This window comes from Kribbella sp. C-35, assembly GCF_046549195.1.
GTDB lineage: Bacteria > Actinomycetota > Actinomycetes > Propionibacteriales > Kribbellaceae > Kribbella.
Genome location: NZ_JAJPWG010000003.1, coordinates 748,851 through 773,218, shown reverse-complemented (window position 1 = coordinate 773,218; position 24,368 = coordinate 748,851). Strand labels below are relative to the sequence as shown.

Annotated in this window: 23 protein-coding genes; 11 read left to right on the top strand and 12 right to left on the bottom strand. The window is 69.4% G+C overall.

Going from position 1 to position 24,368, the window contains the following annotated elements; translation table 11 throughout:
- Positions 1-9 precede the first annotated feature (9 nt).
- The 5 genes from ACLJOO_RS23635 (at position 10) to ACLJOO_RS23615 (ending at position 9,120) form a co-directional block, all read left to right on the top strand.
- A complete protein-coding gene (locus ACLJOO_RS23635) occupies positions 10-1,173 on the top strand; it encodes a neutral zinc metallopeptidase (protein ID WP_410789462.1) in 1,164 nt (387 codons plus the stop codon).
- Positions 1,170-2,921, top strand: a complete 1,752-nt coding sequence (locus ACLJOO_RS23630; RefSeq protein WP_410789461.1) for a protein kinase domain-containing protein — start codon at positions 1,170-1,172, stop codon at positions 2,919-2,921. Before ACLJOO_RS23635 ends, ACLJOO_RS23630 begins: the two co-directional genes overlap by 4 nt.
- A 1-nt stretch (position 2,922) precedes the next feature.
- On the top strand, positions 2,923-3,684 hold the full coding sequence (locus ACLJOO_RS23625; RefSeq protein WP_410789460.1) for an FHA domain-containing protein: 762 nt from the start codon (positions 2,923-2,925) through the stop codon (positions 3,682-3,684).
- Between the two features lie 202 nt (positions 3,685-3,886).
- Positions 3,887-7,816: a Pls/PosA family non-ribosomal peptide synthetase gene (locus tag ACLJOO_RS23620; RefSeq protein WP_410789459.1), complete on the top strand. Its 3,930-nt coding sequence runs from the start codon at positions 3,887-3,889 to the stop codon at positions 7,814-7,816.
- A complete protein-coding gene (locus tag ACLJOO_RS23615; RefSeq protein WP_410789458.1) occupies positions 7,816-9,120 on the top strand; it encodes a M1 family metallopeptidase in 1,305 nt (434 codons plus the stop codon). The genes ACLJOO_RS23620 and ACLJOO_RS23615 overlap by 1 nt, the downstream gene beginning before the upstream one ends.
- Here ACLJOO_RS23615 and ACLJOO_RS23610 read toward each other — a convergent pair.
- Positions 9,117-9,983: a LysR family transcriptional regulator gene (locus ACLJOO_RS23610; RefSeq protein WP_410789457.1), complete on the bottom strand. Its 867-nt coding sequence runs from the start codon at positions 9,981-9,983 to the stop codon at positions 9,117-9,119. The two genes, ACLJOO_RS23615 and ACLJOO_RS23610, sit on opposite strands and share 4 nt — an antisense overlap.
- A 70-nt stretch (positions 9,984-10,053) precedes the next feature.
- Here ACLJOO_RS23610 and ACLJOO_RS23605 point away from each other — a divergent pair, with 70 nt between their 5' ends.
- Positions 10,054-11,010, top strand: coding sequence for a nitrilase family protein (locus tag ACLJOO_RS23605; protein ID WP_410789456.1), 957 nt, complete (start codon positions 10,054-10,056; stop codon positions 11,008-11,010).
- Here the strand turns inward: ACLJOO_RS23605 and ispF are convergent.
- Genes ispF through ACLJOO_RS23590 form a run of 3 tightly spaced genes read right to left on the bottom strand, consistent with a single transcriptional unit; the run spans position 11,004 to position 12,666 of the window.
- Complete coding sequence (gene ispF, locus ACLJOO_RS23600) at positions 11,004-11,474, bottom strand: 2-C-methyl-D-erythritol 2,4-cyclodiphosphate synthase (protein ID WP_130383313.1); 471 nt, start codon at positions 11,472-11,474, stop codon at positions 11,004-11,006. The genes ACLJOO_RS23605 and ispF overlap by 7 nt on opposite strands.
- Positions 11,471-12,169, bottom strand: a complete 699-nt coding sequence (gene ispD, locus ACLJOO_RS23595) for a 2-C-methyl-D-erythritol 4-phosphate cytidylyltransferase (RefSeq protein ID WP_410789455.1) — start codon at positions 12,167-12,169, stop codon at positions 11,471-11,473. The genes ispF and ispD overlap by 4 nt, the downstream gene beginning before the upstream one ends.
- Before the next feature lie 11 nt (positions 12,170-12,180).
- On the bottom strand, positions 12,181-12,666 hold the full coding sequence (locus tag ACLJOO_RS23590) for a CarD family transcriptional regulator (protein ID WP_130446326.1): 486 nt from the start codon (positions 12,664-12,666) through the stop codon (positions 12,181-12,183).
- 308 nt (positions 12,667-12,974) lie between these two features.
- On the opposite strand from ACLJOO_RS23590, the gene ACLJOO_RS23585 reads away from it, so the two are divergent.
- Positions 12,975-13,607, top strand: coding sequence for a hypothetical protein (locus ACLJOO_RS23585; RefSeq protein WP_410789454.1), 633 nt, complete (start codon positions 12,975-12,977; stop codon positions 13,605-13,607).
- A 92-nt stretch (positions 13,608-13,699) separates the two neighbouring features.
- Here the strand turns inward: ACLJOO_RS23585 and ACLJOO_RS23580 are convergent, their stop codons facing one another.
- From ACLJOO_RS23580 to ACLJOO_RS23570, 3 genes are all read right to left on the bottom strand, one after another.
- Positions 13,700-14,719, bottom strand: coding sequence for an iron-siderophore ABC transporter substrate-binding protein (locus ACLJOO_RS23580; RefSeq protein WP_410789453.1), 1,020 nt, complete (start codon positions 14,717-14,719; stop codon positions 13,700-13,702).
- 84 nt (positions 14,720-14,803) lie between these two features.
- A complete protein-coding gene (locus ACLJOO_RS23575) occupies positions 14,804-15,481 on the bottom strand; it encodes a response regulator transcription factor (RefSeq protein ID WP_130383318.1) in 678 nt (225 codons plus the stop codon).
- Positions 15,478-16,695, bottom strand: a complete 1,218-nt coding sequence (locus ACLJOO_RS23570) for a sensor histidine kinase (protein WP_410789452.1) — start codon at positions 16,693-16,695, stop codon at positions 15,478-15,480. Before ACLJOO_RS23570 ends, ACLJOO_RS23575 begins: the two co-directional genes overlap by 4 nt.
- A 196-nt stretch (positions 16,696-16,891) precedes the next feature.
- On the opposite strand from ACLJOO_RS23570, the gene phoU reads away from it, so the two are divergent.
- Positions 16,892-17,599 carry a phosphate signaling complex protein PhoU gene (phoU, locus tag ACLJOO_RS23565; protein WP_410789451.1) on the top strand — a complete coding sequence of 236 codons (708 nt, stop codon included), beginning with the start codon at positions 16,892-16,894 and terminating at the stop codon, positions 17,597-17,599.
- A gap of 51 nt (positions 17,600-17,650) precedes the next feature.
- Here phoU and ACLJOO_RS23560 read toward each other — a convergent pair whose 3' ends face one another.
- On the bottom strand, positions 17,651-18,337 hold the full coding sequence (locus ACLJOO_RS23560) for a Type 1 glutamine amidotransferase-like domain-containing protein (protein ID WP_410789450.1): 687 nt from the start codon (positions 18,335-18,337) through the stop codon (positions 17,651-17,653).
- Positions 18,338-18,424: 87 nt separating this feature from the next.
- Here ACLJOO_RS23560 and ACLJOO_RS23555 point away from each other — a divergent pair, with 87 nt between their 5' ends.
- Complete coding sequence (locus ACLJOO_RS23555; RefSeq protein ID WP_410789449.1) at positions 18,425-18,655, top strand: hypothetical protein; 231 nt, start codon at positions 18,425-18,427, stop codon at positions 18,653-18,655.
- 98 nt (positions 18,656-18,753) lie between these two features.
- Here the strand turns inward: ACLJOO_RS23555 and ACLJOO_RS23550 are convergent, their stop codons facing one another.
- From ACLJOO_RS23550 to ACLJOO_RS23535, 4 genes are all read right to left on the bottom strand, one after another.
- Positions 18,754-19,500: a phosphoglyceromutase gene (locus ACLJOO_RS23550; protein WP_410789448.1), complete on the bottom strand. Its 747-nt coding sequence runs from the start codon at positions 19,498-19,500 to the stop codon at positions 18,754-18,756.
- A 9-nt stretch (positions 19,501-19,509) separates the two neighbouring features.
- Entirely contained in the window at positions 19,510-19,998 is a 489-nt protein-coding gene (locus ACLJOO_RS23545; protein WP_410789447.1) for a YbjN domain-containing protein, read from the bottom strand.
- Positions 19,995-21,245 carry a D-inositol-3-phosphate glycosyltransferase gene (gene mshA / locus ACLJOO_RS23540; protein WP_410789957.1) on the bottom strand — a complete coding sequence of 417 codons (1,251 nt, stop codon included), beginning with the start codon at positions 21,243-21,245 and terminating at the stop codon, positions 19,995-19,997. Before mshA ends, ACLJOO_RS23545 begins: the two co-directional genes overlap by 4 nt.
- A gap of 77 nt (positions 21,246-21,322) precedes the next feature.
- Positions 21,323-22,522 (bottom strand): amidohydrolase family protein, encoded by a 1,200-nt coding sequence (locus ACLJOO_RS23535; protein WP_410789446.1) that lies wholly within the window; start codon positions 22,520-22,522, stop codon positions 21,323-21,325.
- Positions 22,523-22,616: 94 nt separating this feature from the next.
- On the opposite strand from ACLJOO_RS23535, the gene ACLJOO_RS23530 reads away from it, so the two are divergent.
- Both ACLJOO_RS23530 and ACLJOO_RS23525 read left to right on the top strand, forming a co-directional pair.
- Complete coding sequence (locus tag ACLJOO_RS23530; RefSeq protein ID WP_410789445.1) at positions 22,617-23,615, top strand: hypothetical protein; 999 nt, start codon at positions 22,617-22,619, stop codon at positions 23,613-23,615.
- On the top strand, positions 23,612-24,361 hold the full coding sequence (locus tag ACLJOO_RS23525; protein WP_410789444.1) for an SDR family NAD(P)-dependent oxidoreductase: 750 nt from the start codon (positions 23,612-23,614) through the stop codon (positions 24,359-24,361). The genes ACLJOO_RS23530 and ACLJOO_RS23525 overlap by 4 nt, the downstream gene beginning before the upstream one ends.
- Positions 24,362-24,368 lie beyond the last annotated feature (7 nt).

The following is a 24,368-nucleotide window of genomic DNA, read 5'->3' as shown; positions in this document are numbered from 1 at the left end:
GCCAGACCTGTGAGCAGCCCGTACGGGTACGGCGGCCCGCCGCAGGGCGCACCGCAGGGCCGGCCACTCGGCCCGCCGCCCGGTGTGCCGCCACCGCCGCAGGCCGCGCCGTGGCCGCCGCAGCAGGGCCAGTACCCGCCGGGTCCGATGCAAGGTACGCCGTACCCGGGACAGCAGTACCCCGGTCAGCAGTACCAGGGTCAGCAGTTCCCAGGTCAGTTCCAGCCGTACTACGGCGGTCCTGGCCAGTTCAACGGGTTCCAGCCGCCGCGGAAGCGGGGCGGGGCGCTGCGCCTGGTTCTGGTGAGCTTCATCTTCCTGACCTTCATCGGCGTGTCGGTAGCCGTGCTGGCCGCGCTGCTGGGCTCCGACAGCACCGAGAAGAACACGGCCGAGCCCAAGGTGACCGGTCCGTCGATCGTGCCGACGCCGACGACCACCCCCGAGAAGGGCACCGCCGAGGACTTCCTGCTGAACGCCGACGTCTACCGCACCGGTCCGCTGCCGGAGCAGAACTGCCCGGCGGCCAACCTCGGCAGCGGCAGCCTGGCGTCGCAGAAGGTCTACTACCAGCGGCTCTTCAAGTGCCTGAACGACGCGTGGCGCCCGATCTTCAAGGAGCTCGGCCAGGAGAAGCCGGACCCGGGTCTGGTCGTGTTCGACCAGCCGGTGACGACCGCGTGCGGCAACTTCCAGCCGCTGTCCGGACGGGTACTGGCGTTCTACTGCTACGGCAACCAGGTGATGTACGTCGACGTGAAGCAGATGAACCGGGCCTTCGGTCCGACCCACGACCTGGCGTATCTGATGACGATCGCCCACGAGTACGGCCACCACGTCCAGGGTGTCACCGGGCTGTTCTACGCACGTGCGGTCTACCTGCAGGAGCACCCGGAGCAGAAGCTGGAAAGCTCACGCCGCAACGAGTTGCAGGCCTCCTGCTTCGGCGGCGTGTTCAGCAAGGCCGTGGCGAAGTCGTACCCGCTGACCAACCGGCTGCTGGAGTTCAAGGAGCAGTCCAGCAACAGCTTCGGTGAGTCGGCGGACACGCCGGAGGACGAGCGGACGCACGGTCTGGCGACCAGCCAGGGCTTCTGGATCCAGAACGGCTTCAACGTCGGCGCGAACAAGGCCTGTGACACCTTCGCGGTATCGGCGGACCTGGTGAAGTGACGGCCCGGCTGATCGGGGGCCGCTACCTGTTGGGGGAACCGCTCGGCTCGGGCGGTATGGGCTCGGTCTGGCGTGCCCACGACCAGCAGCTGGACCGGGTGGTCGCGCTGAAACGCGCGCACCCCGGTGTGGACGACCCGGAGGGGCGCCGGCTGCGTCGCGAGGCGCGGACCGGAGCCCGGCTGCACGACCCGCACGTGGTGACGATCTTCGACGTCGTGACGGACGGGGACGAGCACTGGCTGGTCCTGGAGTACCTGCCGTCGCATGGCCTGGACGAACTGGGCAAGCTGCCACCAGACCAGGTCGCGCGGATCGGCGTACAGATCGCGTCCGCGCTGCAGGCCGTGCACGCGGCGGGCATCATCCACCGGGACCTCAAGCCCGCCAACATCCTGGTCACTGCGGACGGTACGGCGAAACTCGCCGACTTCGGCATCTCGCGGCGGCTGTGGGCCGAGGCGACGCTGACGGACAGCTCGACGGTCGGTACGCCGAACCACCTCGCACCGGAAGTGGCCAATGGCAACGACCCGACGACCGCATCCGATGTGTTCTCGTTGGGCGCGGTGCTGTACACGGCCTTGGAGGGCCACTCGCCGTTCGGCGACGACCCGAATCCGCTGGCGGTACTGCGGCGCGCCGCACACGGTGAACTCGAGCCGCTGCGACGCGGTGGCGAGCTGACACCGCTGATCACGCGGATGCTCGCTGTCGAGCCAGGTGACCGCCCGTCGATCGCTGAGGTCGTGAACGAGCTCGGTGGTACGGCGGCCGCCCCCGTCAGCAGGCGACGCAAGCGATGGGTGATCCCGGCGGCGGCTGCGGGCGTCGCAGTGATAGCCGTACTGGGTGTGCTGATCGGTCGGGCGGTGTCGGGACCGTCTGAGCCGTCGGCCGCGCCCACGACGGCTGTTGCCGGTCCGGTGGGTGATCCGTTGACGGTGGACCCCTGTGCGTTGATCGACGAGGCGTCGCTGAGCAAGTTCGGGGACGCGACGCTGGAACCGGCGTACGGGAACTTCGACCGGTGTGACGTGGTGGTGAACGGCACCGGCGGCCAGCAGGTCGACGTACGGGCGGAATTCGACGAAGCAGACAACGAACTGCCTCAGGGTGCGGTGGAGAAGCTCACCGGCAACCTGAACAGGGTCGTCCGTGCGCGGGCCGAGGACGGCGACTGCGAGCGAGTACTCGTGCTGTCGGACGGTACGCATGTCGTGGTCGAGGCCCGGCACACCGACGGGTCCGGGATGGACGTGTGTGCGATGGCGGAAGCCGTTACGCAGAAGGCGATCGGCGTACTGAAGGCCGGACCGATCCCCCGCCGTACGCAGCCGTTGGCGGCCGCGTCGCTGGCGCATCTCGACGCCTGCACGCTGCTGGACAACCAGGCGCTCGAGCTGATCCCGGCGGTGGACGCGAAGCATCCGGACACGTCGTTCGGCGGCTGGTCGTGCGGTTGGGAGAGCACGACCAGCGATCTGTCGGTCGACGTACGGTTCGACCGGGACCAGCCGCTGGACGCGTCGGACGGGCGTCCGGTGACGATGTCCGGCCGGTCCGCGTTCGTGTCGAGCGAGGACGACGGTCCGGGGACCTGTGCGGTGCTGATCGTGTTCCGGCAGTACGCCGATACGGTCGAGCTGGTGACGGTGATCGCGAGAGGTCCTGGTACGCAGACCACACTGTGCGGACTGGCCACGAAGCTCGGTCAGTCAGTCGCGGCGAAGCTGCCGAAGGCCTGAGATGGAACGTCTCCCTCCGAACCAGACCAGCCTGGCAGGCGGCGTACCTGACGCCCAGCCGGGCACTATCTTCGTGCTGAGCGTCGCAGGCGGCGTCAGCGCCGACGCCGGACCGCACCGGACGATCCTGTTCGGACGGAACCGTCCCGAGGTGCATGTCTGCATCGGCGAGGACGATCCGCGCGTCAGCCGGAGGCACGGCTCGATCAGCTACCGCAGCAACCAGTGGTACGTCGCGGTGACCGGTCGGCTCCCCGTGCGGTTCCCACGGCAGCGGACGCTGTTCGCCGGCGAGGACCCGATACCTCTCGCGGCTGGTTACACACCGCTCTTCGTCCAGGGCTCCAGCGGTCGCGAGCACCTCCTGGAGGTGTACGTCGTGGGCGACAGCGGCACTCGCCCCGTACCGCGGCCACGTGAGTCAACGCACCCGCCGCGCCACTGGCGGCTGTCACCGGCTGAGAAGCTCGCGCTGATCGTGGTCGGCCAGCGGTACCTGCTGCACGACCTGCACCCGCTGCCGCTGTCATGGCGACAAGCTGCGGACCAGCTGGCCGAGCTGCAGCCGACGGAGAACTGGACAGCCAAGCGGGTCGAGCACCTGGTCTCGAACGTCCGCAGTCGGCTGTCGCGAGACGGCGTACCCGGTCTGACTCGTGAGGAGGTCGGCGAGCCCGTCGGGAACGCGCTGAACGACAACATGTTCCGGGAACTGCTGCTGACCACCACGCTGGTCCCGGCGGACCTCGACGTCCTGGACTGAGCTCGGGAGGGGTCCCGAGCGACCCGACTTACCGTCCCGGACATGAACAAACCGCCCCGCACCACGACCCGCGACAACTCCATCAACGTCCCCGTGTGATCGCCCGGCACGCCGGTTCGCCTGTGAACAAGCGGTTGATGGGTGCACCCACGTGTTTGCTTCGGGTTATCCAAGCGGTAACTGGGCGGCGTATTATCCGCCCGTGACGTTGCGACGCGGGGACCTGGCGACGGCCTCGCGGACGTTGGTGGATGTGCTCGAGGAGACGGCCGCGAAATACGCCGACGAGCCCGCGCTGGACGACGGCAGCGTCAGCCTGAGCTATCGCGAACTGCTGGTGCAGACGACCAAGTTCGCCGGCCGGCTGACCGCGGCGGGTATCGGCCCGGGCGACCGCGTCGGGATCCGGATCTCGTCGGGACACAACGACCTGTACGTCGCGATTCTCGGCACCCTGCAAGCGGGGGCGGCGTACGTCCCGGTCGACGCCGACGACCCGGAGGAGCGTGCCGAACTCGTCTTCGGCGAGGCAGCCGTCGCGGCCACGGTCGGCGACGAACTCGAGCTCACGCTGACCCGCCCGCAGCAGGCGCCGATGGCCGACAACGACGCGGCCAACGGCGCCTTCGACTACCCGTACTCGGCCCGCATGGACGCCACGAGTACGACGAACTCGCGCGGCGCCGGCGGCCCGGAGCCGACCGACGACGCGTGGATCATCTTCACCTCGGGCTCGACCGGCGTACCGAAAGGCGTCGCCGTCACGCACCGATCGGCGGCCGCGTTCGTCGACGCCGAGGCCCGCCTGTTCCTGCAGGACGAGCCGATCGGGCCCGACGACCGGGTCCTGGCCGGCCTGTCCGTCGCGTTCGACGCGTCCTGCGAGGAGATGTGGCTGGCCTGGCGGCACGGCGCCTGCCTCGTGCCCGCACCCCGTTCGCTGGTTCGTACCGGTATGGACCTCGGCCCGTGGTTGGTTGCCCAGGGCATCACGATCGTCTCGACCGTGCCGACGCTGGCCGCGCTCTGGCCGCCGGACGCCCTCGACCAGGTCCGGCTGCTGATCTTCGGCGGCGAGGCCTGCCCACCGGAACTGGCCGAGCGCCTCGCCATCGAGGGCCGGGAGGTCTGGAACACCTACGGGCCGACCGAGGCCACCGTCGTCGCGTGCGCCGCCCAGCTCACCGGCGAAGGCCCGGTACGGATCGGCCTCCCGCTGGACGGCTGGGACCTCGCCGTTGTAGATGCCACAGGCAACGAAGTGGCCGACGGCGAGATCGGTGAGCTGATCATCGGCGGTGTCGGCCTGGCCCGGTACCTCGACCCGGCCAAGGACGCCGAGAAGTTCGCCCCGATGCCGACGCTCGGCTGGGACCGCGCGTACCGCAGCGGCGACCTGGTGCGGTCCGACCCGTTGGGCCTGCTGTTCCAGGGCCGCGCCGACGAGCAGGTCAAACTCGGCGGCCGCCGGATCGAGCTCGGTGAGGTCGACGCCGCTCTGCAGGCGCTCCCAGGTGTCACCGGCGCCGCGGCCGCCGTACGCAACAGCGCCGCGGGCAATCAGCTCCTCGTCGGGTACGTCGTACCGGACGAGGCCATCACCTTCGACAACGCCAAGGCCACCGAGCGTCTGCGTGAAGCGCTTCCCGCCGCACTCGTGCCGCTGCTGGCGGTCGTCGACACGCTGCCGACCCGGACCTCCGGCAAGGTCGACCGCAACGCACTCCCCTGGCCGTTGCCCGGGATGGACAGCGACGGCCCGGCCGCCGAGCTGGACGGAACCGCCGGCTGGCTGGCCGAACGCTGGACGAAGATCCTCGGCGCCAAGGTCACCGGACCCGATAACGACTTCTTCCTGCACGGCGGCGGCAGCCTCGCCGCGGCCCAGCTGGTCTCCGCGCTCCGCGAGCGGTTCCCGGACGTCACGGTCGGCGACATCTACGAGTACCCGCGGCTCGGCGCGCTCGCCGAGCGGCTCGACGACTTCAAGCCCGCGGCACTCGAGCCGGTCGAGCTCCGGGAGATCCGGCCGACCCCGAAGAGCACGCAGCTCCTGCAGACCGCGCTGACACTGATCCTGCAGACCGTCGTCGGCGTCCGCTGGCTGGTCTACGTGTTCACGCTGAACAATCTCCTCGCCGCTCTGATCGAGCCGCTCCCGTGGGCGCGGACCGTGTCGTGGTGGTGGATCCTGGCCGGCTGGCTGATCCTGATCAGCCCGGCGGGCCGGATGGGTATCGCGGTCGTCGGCGCCCGCATCCTGCTGCGCGACCTGAAACCGGGCACATATCCACGCGGCGGCAGCGTCCACGTCCGGCTGTGGGCCGCGGAGAACCTCGCCGACGCGGCCGGCGCCGCCAACCTGGCGGGCGCGCCCTGGATCGCGTACTACGCCCGCGCGCTCGGCGCGAAGGTCGGTCGCGGCGTCGACCTGCACACGCTGCCGCCGGTGACCGGCATGCTGACCATGCGCCGCGGCGCCTCGATCGAGCCCGAGGTCGACCTGGCCGGCTACTGGATCGACGGCGACCGGCTGCACGTCGGATCGATCTCCGTCGGCCCCGACGCGGTCGTCGGCTCCCGCAGCACGCTGCTCCCCGGCACGGAGATCGGCCGGAGCGCCGAGATCATGGCCGGCTCGGCCGTCTCCGGCAAGGTCCCCGAGAACGAGCGCTGGTCCGGCTCGCCCGCCGCCCGGCTCGGCCGCGCGCGGCACCCGTGGCCCGACCACCGTCCCGCGCGCGCTCCGTGGTGGGTTGCGGCGTACGGCGCCCAGTCCGCGCTCATGTCCCTGATCCCGGTCGCCGGAGCCGCCGCGGCGTTCGTCGTCCTCGGGCTCGCGGTGCGCGGTACCCAGACGCTGTCTGACGCGGCGCTCCACGCGCTGGGCGCGATCCCGTTGATGACGCTGGTCGGGTTCGCCACCATCGCGATCCTCACGTTGATCGGCGTACGGCTCCTCGGCATCGGGATCAAGCCCGGTCACTACCCGGTCCGTAGCCGGATCGGATGGCAGGTCTGGGCGACCGAACGGCTCCTGGACTCCGCACGCACCCTGCTCTTCCCGCTGTACGCGAGCCTGCTGACCCCGTGGTGGCTGCGCGCCCTGGGCGCGAAGATCGGCCGCGACGTCGAGGCGTCGACGGTCCTGCTGCTGCCGAAGATGACCACCGTCGGCGAGGGTGCGTTCCTGGCCGACGACACGATGATCGCGTCGTACGAGCTCGGCGGCGGCTGGCTGCACGTGGCCGGCGCGAAGGTCGGCAAGCGCGCCTTCCTCGGCAACTCCGGGATGACCGCGCCCGGGCGGAGCGTCCCGAAGAACGGCCTGGTCGCGGTGCTGTCCGCGGCCCCGAAGAAGTCCAAGGCCGGTACGTCGTGGCTCGGATCACCGCCCGTGAAGCTCCGCCGCCAGGCCGTCTCGGGTGATCAGAGCCGCACGTTCAACCCGCCGTACAAGCTGAAGGTCGCCCGCGCGCTGGTCGAGCTGTGCCGGTTCGTCCCGATGATGTGCACGGTGCTGATCGCCCTCGGCGTGCTGTTCGCGCTGCAGGCGCTCGACCTCTGGCTCGGTCCGTGGTGGACGATGCTGCTGTCCGGCGCGGTCATCCTCGCCGCCGGCGCGGTCGCGGGCGGGATGGCGACGGTCGCCAAATGGGTCATCGTGGGCCGCACGCGAGCGGTCGAGTATCCGCTGTGGAGTTCGTTCGTCTGGCGCAACGAGGTGGTCGACAGCTTCGTCGAGCTGGTCGCCGCGCCGTGGTTCGCGAACGCCGCCGCCGGTACGCCGGTCCTCACGCTCTGGCTGCGGTCACTCGGAGCGAAGATCGGCAAAGGCGTCTGGTGCGAGACGTACTGGTTGCCGGAGGCAGATCTGGTCACCCTGGGCGACGGTGCCACGGTGAATCGCGGTTGTGTGCTGCAAACGCACCTATTTCATGATCGAGTTCTCTCCATGAACACAGTCACCTTCGGGGCCGGGGCAACTCTCGGCCCGCACGGCATCGTCCTCCCGGCGGCCGCGGTAGGAGCAGGAGCTACCATCGGGCCGGTGTCTCTCGTGATGCGTGGTGAAGGTGTGCCTGCGGGTACGCGGTGGGCGGGGAACCCGATCGGTCCATGGCAGGGCTGATGGTTGACCCGTATGTGCCCAGCCACGGAAGCATCGACTACAAGGTCGAGTCGTACGAGCTCGACCTGGACTACCGGGTCAGCAGCAACCGGCTGACCGGCAAGGCGACGATCACGGCGTTCGCCACCCAGGCGCTATCCCGCTTCAGCCTCGACCTGTCCGGACTCCGGGTGTCGAAGGTGACGGTGAACGGCCGCCGCCCGCAGCGGTACGTCCATCGGAGCGGCAAACTGCACGTCACGCCGTCGACGACGATCCCGGACGGCGCCGAGTTCACGGTCGACGTCCAGTACAACGGGAATCCGAAACCCGAGGACAGCCCGTGGGGCGAGCTCGGCTGGGAAGAGCTCACCGAGGGCGTGATCGTCGCCAGCCAGCCGAGTGGTGCGGCCACCTGGTTCCCGTGCAACGACCACCCCGGCGACAAGGCGCACTACCGGATCTCGATCACCACGGACTCGCCGTACCAGGTCGTCGCGAACGGACGGCTGGTGTCGCGCCGCGTGAAGGCGAGCCGTACGACGTGGGTGTTCGACCAGGCTGCGCCGATGGCGACGTACCTCGCGACCGTGCAGATCGGGCGGTACGACGAGGTGAACCTGGCGGCCTCGCCCGTGACGATCCGCGGCGTGCTGCCGGCCGGGCGGAGCCGCGAGTTCCGGCACGACTTCGGGCGCCAGCAGGACATGATGAAACTGTTCTGCCGGCAGTTCGGGCCGTACCCGTTCGGCGGGTACACGGTCGTGGTGACCGACGACCCGCTGGAGATCCCGCTCGAGGCGCAGGGCATCTCGGTGTTCGGCAGCAACCACGTCGACGGCCGGAACGGGTCGGAGCGGCTGGTCGCGCACGAACTGGCGCACCAGTGGTTCGGGAACAGCCTGACCCCGGCGAACTGGCAGCACATCTGGCTGAACGAGGGCTTCGCCTGCTACGCCGAGTGGCTGTGGTCGGAGGAGTCACGCGGACTCACCGCCGACCAGCAGGCGGCCAAGGCGCACACCCGGTTGAAGGGCCTGACACAGGACCTGATGCTGTCGGACCCCGGCCCGGACCTGATGTTCGACGACCGCCTCTACAAGCGCGGCGCGATCACCTTGCACGTACTGCGCAAGCACCTCGGCGACGACGCGTTCTTCGAACTCCTCCGTACCTGGACCAAAACGCACCGGCACGGCTCCGTCACCACGGCCGAGTTCATCGCCCTGGCCACCACCTTCAGCCCGGACGAGGAGGTACTACGCCACCTGTTCGCCGCTTGGCTGGACTCCTACGAGCTTCCGCCCCTGCCGCGGAAACGCTAGGAGCTTCGCGCCACCTCGGCGGCGGCTTTGACGAAGCGTTCGGTGAGCGGGGTTCTGGTGGCCCAGGCGGTGCCGGTCCACCAGGTGGCCGCGCGGCCGGGGAGCGGGACCAGGCGGACCTCGGGCGGCGCGATCCGTTCGGCGGTCTGCGGTACGACGGCCGGCCCGGCACCGGCTGCGGTCAGGGCGAGCACGGTCTGCAGGTCCCCGGCCTCCTGGAGTATTTGCGGGTGGCAACCAAGTTCGGCGTACAGCATGTTGATCTGGGCGGTCAGCCCCGGCCCGCGGTCGGGGGTCAGGCGGACCAGCGGCCGCGCGTCGATCCAGCCGACCAAATCACGCGGCAACTGCTGATCGGCCGGTACGGCGAGGGTGAGGCGGTCCCGTCGTAACCGAAGGTGTTCGAGGCCGGCCGGCACCGGTAACCGGACGAACCCGATCTGCAGGCTCCCGGCCAGCAGGCGCTCGCACTGCTCCGCCGACGACATGTCCTCGAGCGAGATCGTCACTCCCGGCCACCGGCTCCGGAACAGCGCCACCGCCAGCGGCGCCAGCTCGATCCCCGACAACCCGAACCCGATCGCCAGCGAACCCTCGGTCCCGGACGCCACCTGAACGGCGCGTCGCTCGAAGGCCTCGGAACGCTCCAGCAACTCCAGAGCGTCAGGAAGCAACAGTTCCCCGGCCGGGGTCAGCCGCGCGCCGTGCCTGCCGCGGGTGAACAGCACCGAGCCGACCCGGCGCTCCAGCACCTGGATCTGCTTGGTCAACGCGGGCTGACTGGTCGACAGCTCCGCGGCCGCGGCCCCGAAGTTCCGCAGCCTGGCCACCGTGACGAACGCCCGCAGCAAACGGAGATCCATAACCCCAGGATATGGAATCTCCCCGAAGCGCTATTGGACGTCATAGGTTCCGCGGCGTTTCGATGGTCGTATGACGTCCTTTCGCGCCGCTGTGGTGCAGTTCGAGCCGACCCCTGACCAGCCCTCGACCAACCTCGCCACCGTCGAGCGACTCGCTCGCGCGGCGGTTGCCGACGGCGCCCGGCTCGTCGTACTCCCGGAAATGTGTCTGCTCGGCTACTGGCATCTCCGGCGGCACACCGCCGTGCGGTTGCACGAGCTCGCCCAGCCGGCCGACGGACCGCTGGTCAGCCGGGTCGTTGCTCTGGCCAAGGAACTGGACGCCGGGATCGGAGTCGGGTTCCTCGAGGATGCTGACGGCACGCTGTTCAATGCGTACGCCGTCTGCCTGCCGGACGGGACCGTTCACGTGCACCGGAAGCTGCACGCGTTCGAGCACGAGGAGATCGCTAGCGGATCGTCGTACACGGTGTTCGAGACGCCGTGGGGATTCCGGGCCGGGGTGCTGATCTGCTGGGACAACAACCTGGTCGAGAACGTCCGGATCACGGCGTTGCTCGGTGCAACGGTCCTGATCGCGCCGCACCAGACCGGCGGGACGAGCTCGCGCAGCCCGCACGGGATGAAGCCGATCCCGCTCGAGGTGTGGACCAGCGGGGACCGCGCGGCGATCGAGGAGGCCTTCAACGGGCCTAGTGGGCGGGGATGGCTGATGCGGTGGTTGCCGGCGCGGGCGCACGACAACGGGATGTTCGTACTGTTCAGCAACGGCGTCGGCCGGGACGACAACGAGCTCCGCACCGGGAACGCGATGATCCTCGACCCGTACGGGCGGATCGTCGCGGAGACTCCGGTCCCCGCCGAGGCCGTGGTGGCCGGCGACCTCGACCTGGATCTGGTGCCCCTGGCAACCGGCCGCCGCTGGCTCCGAGGCCGCCGCCCCGAGCTCTACACCCTCCTCACCCAACCCATGGGCAACGAACTGAACCCCCGCGCCGCGCGGTTCTCTCCTGATCCTGTTCAGTAGATCAGGGCGGTGGCGATGGCGGTGATGCCTTCGCCGCGGCCGGGGAAGCCGAGGCCGTCGGTTGTTGCCGCGCTCACCGAAACCTCGGCGTCGCACGCGGCGGAGAGGACCTTCTCCGCCTCCTCGCGGCGGGTGCCGATCCGTGGGCGGTTGCAGACGATCTGCACCGCGACGTTGCCGATCTCGAACCCGGCGGCCCGAACCCGGCGCGCGGCCTCCGCCACCAGCACGACCCCGGCGGCACCGGCCCATTCGGGCTCGGCGGTGCCGAAGTTCGATCCCAGGTCACCCAGCTTCGCGGCGGTGAGCAACGCCGTACAGATGGCGTGGGCAGCCGCGTCGCCATCGGAATGACCTGACAGCCCAGCGGGCTCCTCCGGCCAATGCAGGCCGGCCAGCCACATCGGGCGGCCTTCCTCCAGCGGATGTACGTCGATGCCGTTGCCGACCCGTGGAACCTTCACGAGATCCTCCGCTCCGCCAGCAGCGCCTCGGCGAGCAGCAGGTCCTGCGGCCGGGTCACCTTGAACGCGTCCGGCGAGCCCTCGACCGTCCGCACCGTGACCCCGATCCGCTCACACATCATCGCGTCGTCGGTCACGCCCGCGTCGGCACCGGCCGCATGCGCGCGACGCAGTACGTCAGGAGCGAACCCTTGCGGCGTCTGTACGGCGACCAGCGTCGACCGATCGGGCGTGTCGACAACCTCACCGGTCGGCCCGACCCGCTTGATCGTGTCCGTCACCGGCACCACCGGTACGACGGCCTCGGCGCCGGCTCGCACCGCCGCGACCACGCGCTCGATCGCATCGGCCGGGACGAACGCCCGCGCCGCGTCGTGGACCAGGATGCAGTCGATCCCGTCGACCGGCACCACGTCCAACGCCGCCCGCACCGAGGCGGGCCGCTCCGCACCTCCGGCCACCACGAGCAGCTGCGAGTCCCCGACGTACGGCGTGAGCTCCTTGCCGACCGTCTCCTCGGAGCCGGGCGGCACCGCGACCACGAAACAAATGAGGTCGGCGGCGGTCGCTGCCTTCAGCCCACGCACCGCGTGGACCAGCAGCGAGTCGCCACCGACCTCTCGAAATGCCTTCGGGGTCTCACCACCGAGTCGCAGCCCTAGCCCGGCCGCGGGAATCACGACCGCGCTACTCATGCACAGCTACTTCAGGAAGCGAGGACCTCGTCGAGGATGGCTTCCGCCTTGTCCTCGTTGGTGTGCTCGGCCAGGGCCAGCTCGGAGACCAGAATCTGGCGAGCCTTCGCCAGCATCCGCTTCTCACCGGCGGACAGACCGCGGTCACGCTCACGGCGCCACAGGTCGCGGACGACCTCTGCCACCTTCAGCACGTCACCGGAGTGCAGTTTCTCCAGGTTCGCCTTGTAGCGTCGCGACCAGTTGGTCGGCTCCTCCGTGTGCGGTGCACGCAGCACGTCGAAGACGCGCTCCAGGCCAGCCTGATCCACGACGTCACGCACGCCGACGAGATCGAGGTTGCACGCGGGGACCCGGACGACCAGGTCGTTCTGAGCGACGATCCTCAAGACCAGATAGGTCTTGTCCTCACCTTTGATCTGACGGGTCTCGATGTCCTCGATGACGGCCGCTCCGTGATTGGGGTAAACAACCGTCTCGCCGACTGTGAAAGTCATATGTCACGTGCCCCTTTCCGAGATCTATCCTACCACGCGGTCGGTGGTCCGGTTGGGGCGTTTGCGCTGGTCAGGGCCCATTTCCCGCCTTGACAAACGCTCAATCGCATGCCTCGTGCGCGCGCGCACCGTTGCTCTGGACATCGCTCCGGCACCCCGCCGGCGGCATCCCGGCGTCCGCCTCGCCGGACCCGAGGGCTACGCTGTGGGGCGCCGGAGGCCGCTGCCTGACGGTGTCCACAGTCGGCCAGCCGTTGCCGCACACCGGTGCCGCGACAGGTCGAAAAGCTTGCACGAGAGGGATTCCAGTGCCGATCACGTTGTCCTCGCGGTTCGCCCGGCGTACCGCGCTGGCGGGTGCCGCCGCCACTCTCAGTATCGCGCTGGCGGCGTGCAGCGCGAGCTTCTCCGCGCCGACCCTGCAGCCGTACCAGGCCGCCGAGGGCACCAACATCGAGTCCGGCCAGCTCAAGGTCCGCAACATGCTGGTGCTGGCCGATGCCGACGGCAAGGGTGAACTGCACAGCGTGATCGTCAACGACGGCGACGCCCCGGAGACCCTGGTCAGCATCGCGCAGGCCGCGCCCGGGACGGCGGACGGCCAGGCCGGCGGCGACCAGCCGGGCGAGGTCAAGTTCACCGGGCTGACCGAGCCGCTGGAGCTGGAGCCGCACACCGCGGTCGTGCTGCCGGGCACCGGCACCGAGGCCCCAGCCGCCGAGACCACCCCGAGCACCACACCGACGGCAGCCCCGACCGAGACCCCGACGGCCCCGACCCCGGGCGCCGAGGAGGCCGGTCCGGCGATCATCGTGACCGGCGCGAAGCCCGGCCAGATGGTCAACGTGACCATCACCTTCGGCACCGCGGCGCCGGTCTCCGCCTACGTCCCGGTCCTCACCGAGGACCACTACACGCCGTCCCCGGCGGCAGGCGAGTAATCCTCTGAACGACAGAACGGGCCGCCCCGGCGCGGGACGGCCCGTTCTGCTTGGTACGGCGAGCCAGTGGCCGCGGCTCGCCGTACCAGCTCTTAGTTCTTGCTCGCCGAGGCTGCCTTCGAGAGGCCCGGGAGCACCTTGTCGAGGACCCACGGCAGGCTCAGCACGCTCACCGCGCTCATGCCGGAGATCACCTGCTGGTCCTGCAGCGCGTACGCGCCGCCGCTCTTGACCGCCTTCAGCGACGAGTAGACCGGGTCGGCCAGGAACTTCTGCGTCCCGATCCCGTCGACGTACGCGATCAGCACATCGGCGTCGACGTCCGCGACCTTCTCCTTGCTGATCGTCAGCGAGAACTCCTTCTTGGTGTTGGTCTTCTCCAGCGCCTCCACCCCCGGCGCGTTCTTGAAGCCCATCTCGTTCAGGATCTGCACCCGCGGGTCACCCGGCATGTAGATGTAGTTCTCGGCGCCGAACGAGCCGACCGTGATGGTCTTGTCCTTGAACTCCGGGTGCTCGGCCGCGACCTGCTTGATCTTGTCCTGGATCCCCGTGATCAGCTTCTCCGCGTCGGCCTTCTTGCCGAGCGCCTCGCCGACCAGCAGGGTCTGGTCCTGCCAGGTGGTCTGCCACGGCGCCCCCGGGTACGCGACGGTCGGCGCGATCCCGCTCAGGGTCTTGTACGTCGCCTCGTCGAAGCCCTCGTACGGAGCCAGGATGACGTCCGGCTTCAGCGCCGCGATCTTCTCGAACGGGTACTTGTCGCCGGTGTCCAGCAACGTCGTCTTCGACTTGTCGAACTTGCCGGCGTCCCACGCGGTGGTGCCGTCGGCGGTCGGCCCGTAGGTGACCTTCGGCATCCCGACCGGGGTCTCGCCGAGCGCGTAGACCACGTCCTGGGCGTTCCAGCCGAGCGTGACGATCCGCTCCGGCTTCTTGGTGATCGTGGTGTCGCCGAACGTGTTCTTCAGCGTGACCGGGAACCCGGACGACGCCGTACCGGCCGAACTCTCGGCCTGCTTGTCGCCGTCACTGCCGCAGGCGGCCAGCGTGGTCGTGGCGAGCAGTACGGCGGTAACCGCACCGACGACCCGCGTACGGGACCAGGACATGGTGAACTCTCCTTAGACCAATTGCCTCAACTAAGGAGAGCCTAAGCTAACCCCACAGGCCGTCGCGACCCGTGGGGGTGTGACTCAGGACTCGAACTTGTAGCCCAGACCACGCACCGTGACCAGATGGGCGGGGTTCGACGGGTCCTTCTCGAGCTTGGACCGCAGCCGCTTCACGTGCACGTCCAGGGTCTTGGTATCGCCCACGTAGTCGGCGCCCCAGATCCGGTCGATCAGCTGACCGCGGGTGAGCACCCGGCCGGTGTTCCGCAGCAGCATCTCGAGCAGCTCGAACTCCTTCAGCGGCAGCCGGATCTCGGTCCCGGACACCGTCACCACGTGCCGCTCGACGTCCATCCGGACCGGGCCGGCCTCGAGGGTGTCCGGAAGCAGCTCGACGTCCTGACCGCGACGCAGTACGGCGCGGACCCGGGCCAGCAGCTCCCGCGGGCTGTACGGCTTGGTCACGTAGTCGTCCGCGCCGAGCTCGAGCCCGACGACCTTGTCGACCTCGGTGTCCTTGGCGCTCACGATGATCACCGGGACGTTGCCCCGGCTGCGGAGCGCCCGGCAGACCTCCGTGCCGGACAGACCCGGCAGCATCAGGTCGAGCAGGACGATGTCCGCACCGGCGCGGTCGTACTCGTCCAGCGCGTCCGGCCCGGTCTCCGCGACGGCGACCTCGAACCCTTCCTTGCGCAGCACGTACGACAGCGCGTCGCTGTAGCTCTCTTCGTCTTCGACGACCAGCACTCGGGTCACGAAGCTGTCTCCTTTGCGATCTGACCTGACGGGGTAGGCGTCAGGTTTACGGCCGCCTCCTCCTGGCTGGCGGAGTCGGTCTGGCCCGGTGCGGGTTCGAGCCGCAACGGGAGTCTCACGGTGAAGGTGGAACCTTGGCCCTCGACGCTCCAGACCCGCACGTCGCCGCCGTGGATCGAGGCGATGTGCTTGACGATCGAGAGGCCGAGACCGGTGCCGCCGGTCTCCCGGCTGCGGGCCCGGTCGACCCGGTAGAAGCGCTCGAAGACGCGCTCCAGGTCGCTGCTCGGGATACCCACGCCCTGGTCGGACACGGTGACCTCGACCAGGTCCCCGATCGGGTGCGCGGCGACCGCGACCCGGGTGCCGTCCGGGCTGTAGTTGATGGCGTTCTCGACCAGGTTGCCGATCGCCATCGCCAACTGGTCCTCGCTGCCCAGCACCTCGAGCTCGGGCTCGGTCTTCACCACGATCTTGATGTCCCGGTCCTCGGCGTCGATCCGGCAGCGGTCCACCGCGGTCTCGATGACCCCGTTGATGTCGACCGGGCCGGGATTCTCCAGCGGGTCGTCGCCCTGCAGCCGGGACAGCTCGATGATCTCCTTGACCAGCTGGCTGAGGCGGGACGCCTCGATCCGCATCCGGTCCGAGAACCGCTGCACCGCCTCGGGGTCGTCGGAGGCCTCCGAGACCGCGTCGGCCAGCAGGATCAGCGCGCCGACCGGGGTCTTCAGCTCGTGGCTGATGTTGACGGTGAAGTCCCGCCGGATCGCGTCCAGGCGGCGCTCCCGGGTGCGGTCCTCGACCAGCACCAACACGAGTTGGCTGCCCAGCGGGGCCACCCGGGCACTGACGTACTGCGTGGCGCCCAGCCGGCCCCGGACAATCTCCAGGTCCTGCTGGCGGATCTCGCCGTCGCGGCGGACCTGGCGGACCATGGTCAGGATGTCGTCGACCACGAGCCGCTCACCGCGGACGATGCCGAGCACGTGCGCCGGGGCGCTGGCCTGGAGCACCTGGTCCTCGGGTCCCATCACGACCGCCGAGGAACGCAGTACGGAAAGAACCGTGGCGACGCCGCTCGGGACGATCGGGTCGGGGCTCTCCGGGATCTTGCGCTGGGCCCGCTCGGAAAGCATCATCGCACCGAGCGAAAGCAGGGCCAGGGCCGCGCCGATGACGCCGCCCAGCACCGCAGCCAGCGTGGGGTCCACGGCAACGATGCTACGCGGGCAACCAGCAGGGAAAGACCGAATGATCACCGGATGACCGGGACACGACCTAACTGTTCATCGGTCGTTCACCACTCGTCGCCGTCCGGCAACCTCGACGGCATACGGTCACCGGTGGGCGGGTACCGGGGTGGTGCCGCGCCGCGGCACCGGACACCACAGATCGGATTCGAACACCATGCGTGACACGTACCACGAGCAGCTCGACGACATCCTCGCCGAGCTGGAGCGGATGACGCGGACGGTGTCCACCGCCGTACGCCGGTCGACGTCGGCCCTGCTGGAGGCGGACATCCGCAAGGCCGAAGAGGTCATCGCGGCCGACATCCAGCTCGACGCCGCCGGTGAGGGTGTCGAGGAGAAGGTCTTCGAGCTGATGGCGCGGCAGTCGCCGGTCGCCAACGAGCTGCGGATGCTGGTCGCCGCGCTGCGGATGGTCGCCGACCTGGAGCGGATGGGCGACCTGGCCGCGCACGTGTCGAAGATCGCCCGGATGCGGTACCCGGCACCCGCGATCCCGGCCGAACTGCACGACGTCATCGAGTCGATGGGATCCGTGGCCGGCAAGATGGTCGACGCCGCCGGCGACGTGATCGCGTCCCGCGACGTCGAGGCCGCGGGCCGGCTCGAGGCCAGCGACGACGAGATGGACAAGCTGCGCTCCAACCAGTTCCGCCTGATGATGGACGAGGACTGGCCGCACGGCGTCGAGGTCGCCGTCGACATGGCCCTCCTCAGCCGCTACTACGAGCGCATCTCCGACCACGCGGTCGCCATGGCCCGCCGCGTCGTCTACCTCGTCACCGGCGAACTCCCGGTCGCCATCGGCGGCACCGCCGCCGGCTCCGGCGCCGGCGCCTCCACCCCCAACCCCAACGGCAACTGAGTCCTTCGTAGCCCTCGGCAACCATCTGGTTGCCGAGGGCTATTTTTTTGTTCAGCCGTTGAAGAGCTTCCAGCTACCCTCGGAGATCACCTCGACGGCGCCGTCGACCACGGAGATAGCCGTGTCGTCGTCGATCGCGTACGTCGGCACCGGGATCCCTGCCGCCCACTTCTCGATGTTGGCCTCGGCGGTGTCCGGCATGTTCGCGTCGTTGAGGTGCGGGTACAGCGTGAAGTCCACGAGCCCGAGGGCCCGCTCGGCGCCCTCTCCCATGTCGCTGCCCTCGGGCACGAACTCCTGGTCGAACTCGGCGTCACAGTTGTACGGCGTCACGGCGATGCTGCCGGCGCTCACGCCCACGTAGACGGTCCGGTCGAGCGTCGGCAGCACGTCAGCCAGACCCGACTCCCGCATCCAGTGCGTCAGGTACAGCACGTCACCACCCCAGACGAGCAGCGCGTCAACCTCCTGCACCGCGGGCAGCCAGCTCTTCTTCTGGATGGTCGGCAGCGCGGTGAGCTCCAGTACGCCGAGGGACTTCCAGCCGAGCTCACACAACGGGCTCGCCGCACGTCCGGTGATCGCCTTCCACGCCGACCCGGCACCGCCCGGGAACGGGTAGATCCCGGTCGGAACGAACAGGGCGGTCGACTCGCCGATCGGCTTGCCCAGCAGCCCCACCAGAGCGTCCGAGATGCTCCGGTTGCTGATGCCCGCCGACGTGAGAAGAAACTTCATCTGGAGATCATCCCCCACCCCAAGCGCACCTGTGAACGCCTGATCCAGTGGCCGCAGGTGTCCTACCGTTCCGGTAGCTTCCTGCGCGTGGACGAATCCGTGACCGCCCAGCTGATCAACGTCGACGTGTCAGGCATGAGCGGACCTGAGCTGCTCGCGCACCTGGACGCGGTGGAACAGCACATGAGAAAGCTCCGCAGAACCGAACTAGCCCTCCTGGAGGGCAGCCCCGAGATCGTCGCCCAACGCCCCGAACTCCAGGCGCACCTAGCCCACCTCCGCACCCTGAACCTCGAAGACCCACCGTCACCGGCCTAACAGCCACGCAACGAACGTCCACCGAGGAAACCGTGGGGTTGAACAGCAAATAACCTGTTCAACCCCACCGCAACGCCGGCTCCCGCACCGGGAAGGGCTTAGCGGCCCTGGTTTTTGACGGCTTCTATGGCGTCCTTCGCGGCCTGGGGGTCCAGGTATTCGCCGCCGGGGGTTACCGGCTTGAAGTCGTCGTCGAGTTCGTAATAGAGCGGGATGCCGGTGGGGATGTTGAGGCCGACGATGGTCTGTTCGTCGAGGTTGTCGAGGTGTTTCACCAGGGCGCGGAGTGAGTTGCCGTGGGCGGTCACCAGGACGGTCTTGCCGGCGCGCAGGTCCGGCACGATCGCGTCGTACCAGTACGGGAGCATCCGCTCGACGACGTCCTTCAGACACTCGGTCGCGGGCAGCAGCTCCGGCGGCAGGGCGGCGTACCGCGGGTCGCCGGCCTGGTCGTACTCCGAGCCGCGCTCGATCGCCGGCGGCGGGGTGTCGTACGAGCGGCGGAACAGCATGAACTGCTCCTCGCCGAGCTCCTCCAGGGTCTGCTTCTTGTCCTTGCCCTGCAGGCCGCCGTAGTGCCGCTCGTTCAGCCGCCAGGAGCGCCGTACGTCGATCCACTGGCGTCCGGCTTCCTCGAGCGCGATGTTCGCGGTCCGGATCGCGCGGCGCAGCACCGAGGTGTGCAGTACGTCGGGGAGCAGCTCCCGCTCGAGCAGCAGCTGCCCGCCACGATGCGCCTCCTCGACGCCCTGGGCGTTCAGGTCGACGTCGACCCAGCCGGTGAAGAGGTTCTTGGCGTTCCAGTCGCTGTGGCCGTGGCGGAGCAGGATCAGGCGATAGGTCATACCCGCATGCTATCGAGGCTCCAGCCAGCCTTTGAACGCGTCCAGGTTTCGAGTGGATTCGCCGCGCAACACTCGCCATTCGTACTCGCGCCGGATCGACGACGCGAACCCGAGTTCGAGGATCGTGTTGAACGACGAGTCGGCGTACTCCAGCACCGCCCCGAGCAACCGGTCGACCTCACCAGGGGTGATCGCGTGCAGCGGGACCCGCCCGTCCAGGTGGATGTCACCCAGGTGGTCGACGGCGAACGCGACGCCGTACATCTTCAGGTTCCGCTCCAGCAACCACCGGTACACGGCCGCGTGGTTCTCGTCCGGGTGCCGCGCGACGAACGCGTGCACCTGGACCGCTTGCGCGCCGACCGTCAGCGACACCGTGGTCTTCAGCTTCCGCTCCCCCGGCAAGTCCGCGCTGAAGACACCCGGTTCACTCTCGGTGAACTCGAGCTCGTTCTCGGTCAGCACCTGGCGGATCACGTCCGCCGCAGAAACTCTCACCCGGCTACCTCCGCGGCGATTTCCGTCGCCATCGTCTCCGCGGCGGTCCGGTACGCCGCCAGCGTTTTCCGTGCGGTCAGCTCCCAGCCGAATCCCCGGGCGTGCTCGACCGCCGCGTGGCTCATGCTCTCGCGGACGGCCGGATCCGTCGCGATCCGCGCCAGCGCGTCGGCGAAGTCGTCCACGGCGTGCCCGCGGACCAGGAACCCGGTCCGCCCGTCCAGCACCGCCGTACTCAGGCCGCCGACGGCCGCCGCGACCACCGGCGTACCGCACGCCTGCGCCTCGAGCGCGACCAGCCCGAAGGACTCCGAGTACGACGGAACACACACGACGGACGCCGCGCGGTACCAGTCGGCCAGCCGCGCCCGCTCCATCGGCTTCACAAATCTCGTCACATCGGAGATCCCGAGCGCCCGCGCCAGCTCGGCGTGCGACTCCGGGTGCTCCATCCCGTTGCCCGACGGCCCGCCGATGATCGCGACCACCAGCCGCGACCGCAGCGACGGGTCCCGCTCGAGCATCCGCGCCGCCGCCCGGATCAGCAGATCGGGCGCCTTCAGCGGCTGGATCCGGCCGACGAACGCCAGTACGACGGCATCGGGCGGCAACCCCACCACCTGTCGCGCGGCCTCCCGCGAGCCCGGGCTGAACAGCTCCAGATCCACACCAGGATTGACCACGCCGACCTTCGCCGGCTGGGCGCCGTACAGGTCGATCAGTTCGCGGGCCTCGTCATCGGTGTTGGCCAGCAAGCGATCCGCAGCCTCGACGACCTGCTCCTCACCGATCAGCCGCGCGGGCGGCTCGGGTACGTCGTCGTCCGCGAGGCTGGCGTTCTTCACCTTGGCCATCGTGTGCATGGTGTGGACCAGTGGGACCGCCCAACGATCGCGGGCGAGCAGGCCGACCTGTCCGGACAACCAGTAGTGCGAGTGGATCACGTCGTACCAGCCGGGCTCGTGGATCGCCTCGGCGCGCAGGACGGCGCGGGCGAACGTGCACAACTGGGCCGGGAGCTCGTTCTTCGTCAGGCCCTCGTACGGGCCGGCGGCGACGTTGCGGACCATCACGCCGGGCATCAGCTCGACCCGGGCCGGCAGCACCGACGCGGTCGCCCGGGTGAAGACGTCGACTTCGATCCCCAGGCCGGCCAGCTGCTTGGACAGCTCCACGACGTACACGTTCATCCCGCCGGCGTCCCCGGTCCCCGGCTGGTCGAGCGGTGACGTGTGCAGGCTGATCATCGCGACCCGCCGGAGGGGAGATTCGATCACCCGGTCAGGGTAACTCCGGGGCCTCGGCCGGGAATCGGGACTTCTCCCTATCCGCGGCCAGGCGTGACGTCCTGCCCGGCGAGGTAGACGGCGGTCGGGGTGGTCAGCGTGGTGATATCGCGGGTCGGATCGCCCGGTACGACGAGGAGGTCCGCATCCGCACCGGGACGGATGCGGCCCTTGTCGACGCGGAGCGCGTCCGCGGCCGACGAAGTGCCCGCGACGAGCGCTGCTGTGGCCGGGATCCCCGCCTCCACATACTCGGCGAGGGTGGCGGGCAGCAGCCCGTGCGGCTTCGCGGGGCCGATTCCGCCGTCCGACCCGGCGACGATCCGGACGCCGCCGTCGTACAGCCGACGTACCGCTTGCTGGAGCGCGGCCTCGCTGATGCCGGCCTTGGCGACCAACTCGAGGATCTGCGGTGGGACGACGATCGAACGGTCCGAGCCGAGCGTTCCGCACACCGCGATTCCGGCGAGCCCGGCCAGCAGCTCGTCGTCGATGGCGACACCGTCGGGAGTGAGGCAGGTGCAGTGCTCGATCCCGTCGACCCCGGCCTCGATCGCCTGCCGTACGGCGGAGAGCGCGTGGGCGTGGGCAGTGATCGGGAGACCGTGCGCGTGGGCCTCGTCGACCGCGGCAGTGAGTTCCTCGATGGTGAACTGCGGGCTCATCGTGTCAGTGCCGGGCGTCAGGACGCCGCCACTCGTCATGATCTTGATGATGTCCGCGCCGTTCTCGGCTCGGGCACGCACGGCGGACCGGATCTCGTCGACGCCGGTGACCTCACCACCGAGTGACCAGCAGTGGCCGCCCGTGCTTGTGAGCGGCGTACCGGATGCGACGACCGTCGGCAGGCCGTCCGGTGCCTGCTTGCGCCAACGCAGGACGGCGTCGAACGGGTCACCGAGGTCACGGACCGTCGTGACGCCGGCCGCGAGGTGCAGTCGCAGCGACTGTTCGACGGTCACTGCGAGGGCGCGCCCGGTCGCGGCGAGGCCGGCGGTCTCAGCGGCGATGCGCAGAGTGCCGAGGCGGTCCAGTGCGCCCGGTCCGGCGTCGGCGGTGAGGTGGACGTGCGCGTCGATCAGGCCCGGGAGGATCGTCGTACCGGGCAACTCACGCACCGGCACCTCCGGCGGAACCTCGCGAGTGGTAGCGACGACCTTGCCGTCGTCGAGCAGTACGACGTTCTCGTCGAGGAGCCGTTCGCCGTCGAAGATCCGGTCCGCCCGCAGCGCGATCATGGATCGCAGTCTCTCTCAGGGTGGGTCTACCACCACCCCGGTTGGCAGACTCGCACCACTGCTTCACGGGCTCTGCGCCGAAAGCATTGAGGACATGCGTACAGTCCTCGAAGAAGTCAGGTCCTGGCATCGGCCGCTGATGGTGATGGTGCTCGTGATGGCCGGTCTCGTCCTGACCGCCGGCATCGGGCTCGCGGTCGACGGCCGGGAGATCCTCAACGAGTCCGTGTGGCTCAAGCCGTTCAAGTTCGGCCTGTCGTTCGTCCTGTACGGCGCGACGCTCGCGTGGCTGCTTTCCAAGCTGCGTAAGGCGAAACGCTTCGGCTGGTGGACCGGGACCGTGTTCGCGATCACCGGGATCGTCGACGTCGGGTTCATCGCCGTACAGGCCGCGCGCGGGACGTTCAGCCACTTCAACGCCAACACCGACACGTTCAACCAGGTCGGGCAGCAGGTGTTCATGTCCGGCGTACTCGGGCTGTTCGGGGCGAGTCTGGTGATCGCGGTCATGCTGCTGTTCCAGCGCGTCGGCGACGCACCGCTGAACCGGGCGATCCGGGTCGGGCTCGGGCTGGCCGTCGCGGGGATGGCGCTTGCGTTCTACCTGGTCGGTTCGAACGGCGCGCGGCAAGAGGTCACGGACGCGTACGGTCATCCGGTCACGTTGGGCGGCAGCCACGGCATCGGTGTCGAGGCGGGCGGTCCGGGGATGCCGTTGACCAACTGGAGCACCGTCGGCGGCGACCTGCGGATCCCGCACTTCGTCGGACTGCACGCGATCCACTTCCTGCTGCTGACGGTCCTCGCGCTGAGCCTCCTCGCCGCGCGCGTCGAGTGGCTGCGGCCGGAGCGCGTCCGCCACCGCCTGGTCGGCGTCGCGGCCTTCGGGTACACGGGCGTGATGATCACGGTGACCGTCCAGGCGTTCCGTGGGCAGGCGCTGATCCATCCCGACGTACAGACGCTTGGTCTGCTGGGCGGGTTCCTGGCGGTGAGCCTGGCTGCGCTCTTCGGGGTGGTCGCGGCCGCTCGGCGGGCGGACGTGAGACGGCCGGCCGAGCGCGCCGAGGGCTTTGAGAAACTTGGGGTATGACTTCGAGCGATCGTCCTCTGGCCGTGGTGACGGGTGCTAGCAGTGGGATCGGGGCCGCGTCGGCGCGGTACCTCGCCCGTGAGGGGTTCGAGGTGATCTGCGCCGCGCGGCGGCTGGACCGGATCGAGGCGCTGGCCAAGGAGATCGACGGCCGCGCGGTGCAGTGCGACGTCACGTCCGCCGAGGACGTCGCCGCACTGACCGCGGCGGTCGGGGACGAACTGCAGGTGCTGGTGAACAACGCCGGCGGGGCGTTCGGTCTGGAGCCGGTGGCCGACGCCGACCTGGACGCCTGGCGGCGGATGTACGAGGTGAACGTGATCGCGGTCGCCGCGGTCACCAAGTCGTTGCTTCCGGCACTGATCGCCGGGCGCGGCACGATCATCGTGATGGGGTCGACGGCCGGCCAGGTCGCGTACGAGGGCGGCGGCGGGTACGTCGCCGCGAAGCACGGCGCGAAGGCCGTCGTCGACACGCTCCGCCTGGAGCTGTACGACCAGCCGGTCCGGGTCAGCGAGATCGCCCCGGGCATGGTCCAGAGCGAAGGCTTCGCCCTGACCCGCTTCAACGGCGACCAGTCCAAGGCCGACGCCGTGTACGCCGGTGTCCGCGAACCCCTCACGTCCGAGGACGTCGCCGACATCGTCGCCTGGATCGCCACCCGCCCGGCGCACGTCAACATCGACCGCATCACGGTCCGCCCCCGCGCCCAGGCCGCCCAGCACAAGGTCCACCGGGAGTCCTGATCCAGTA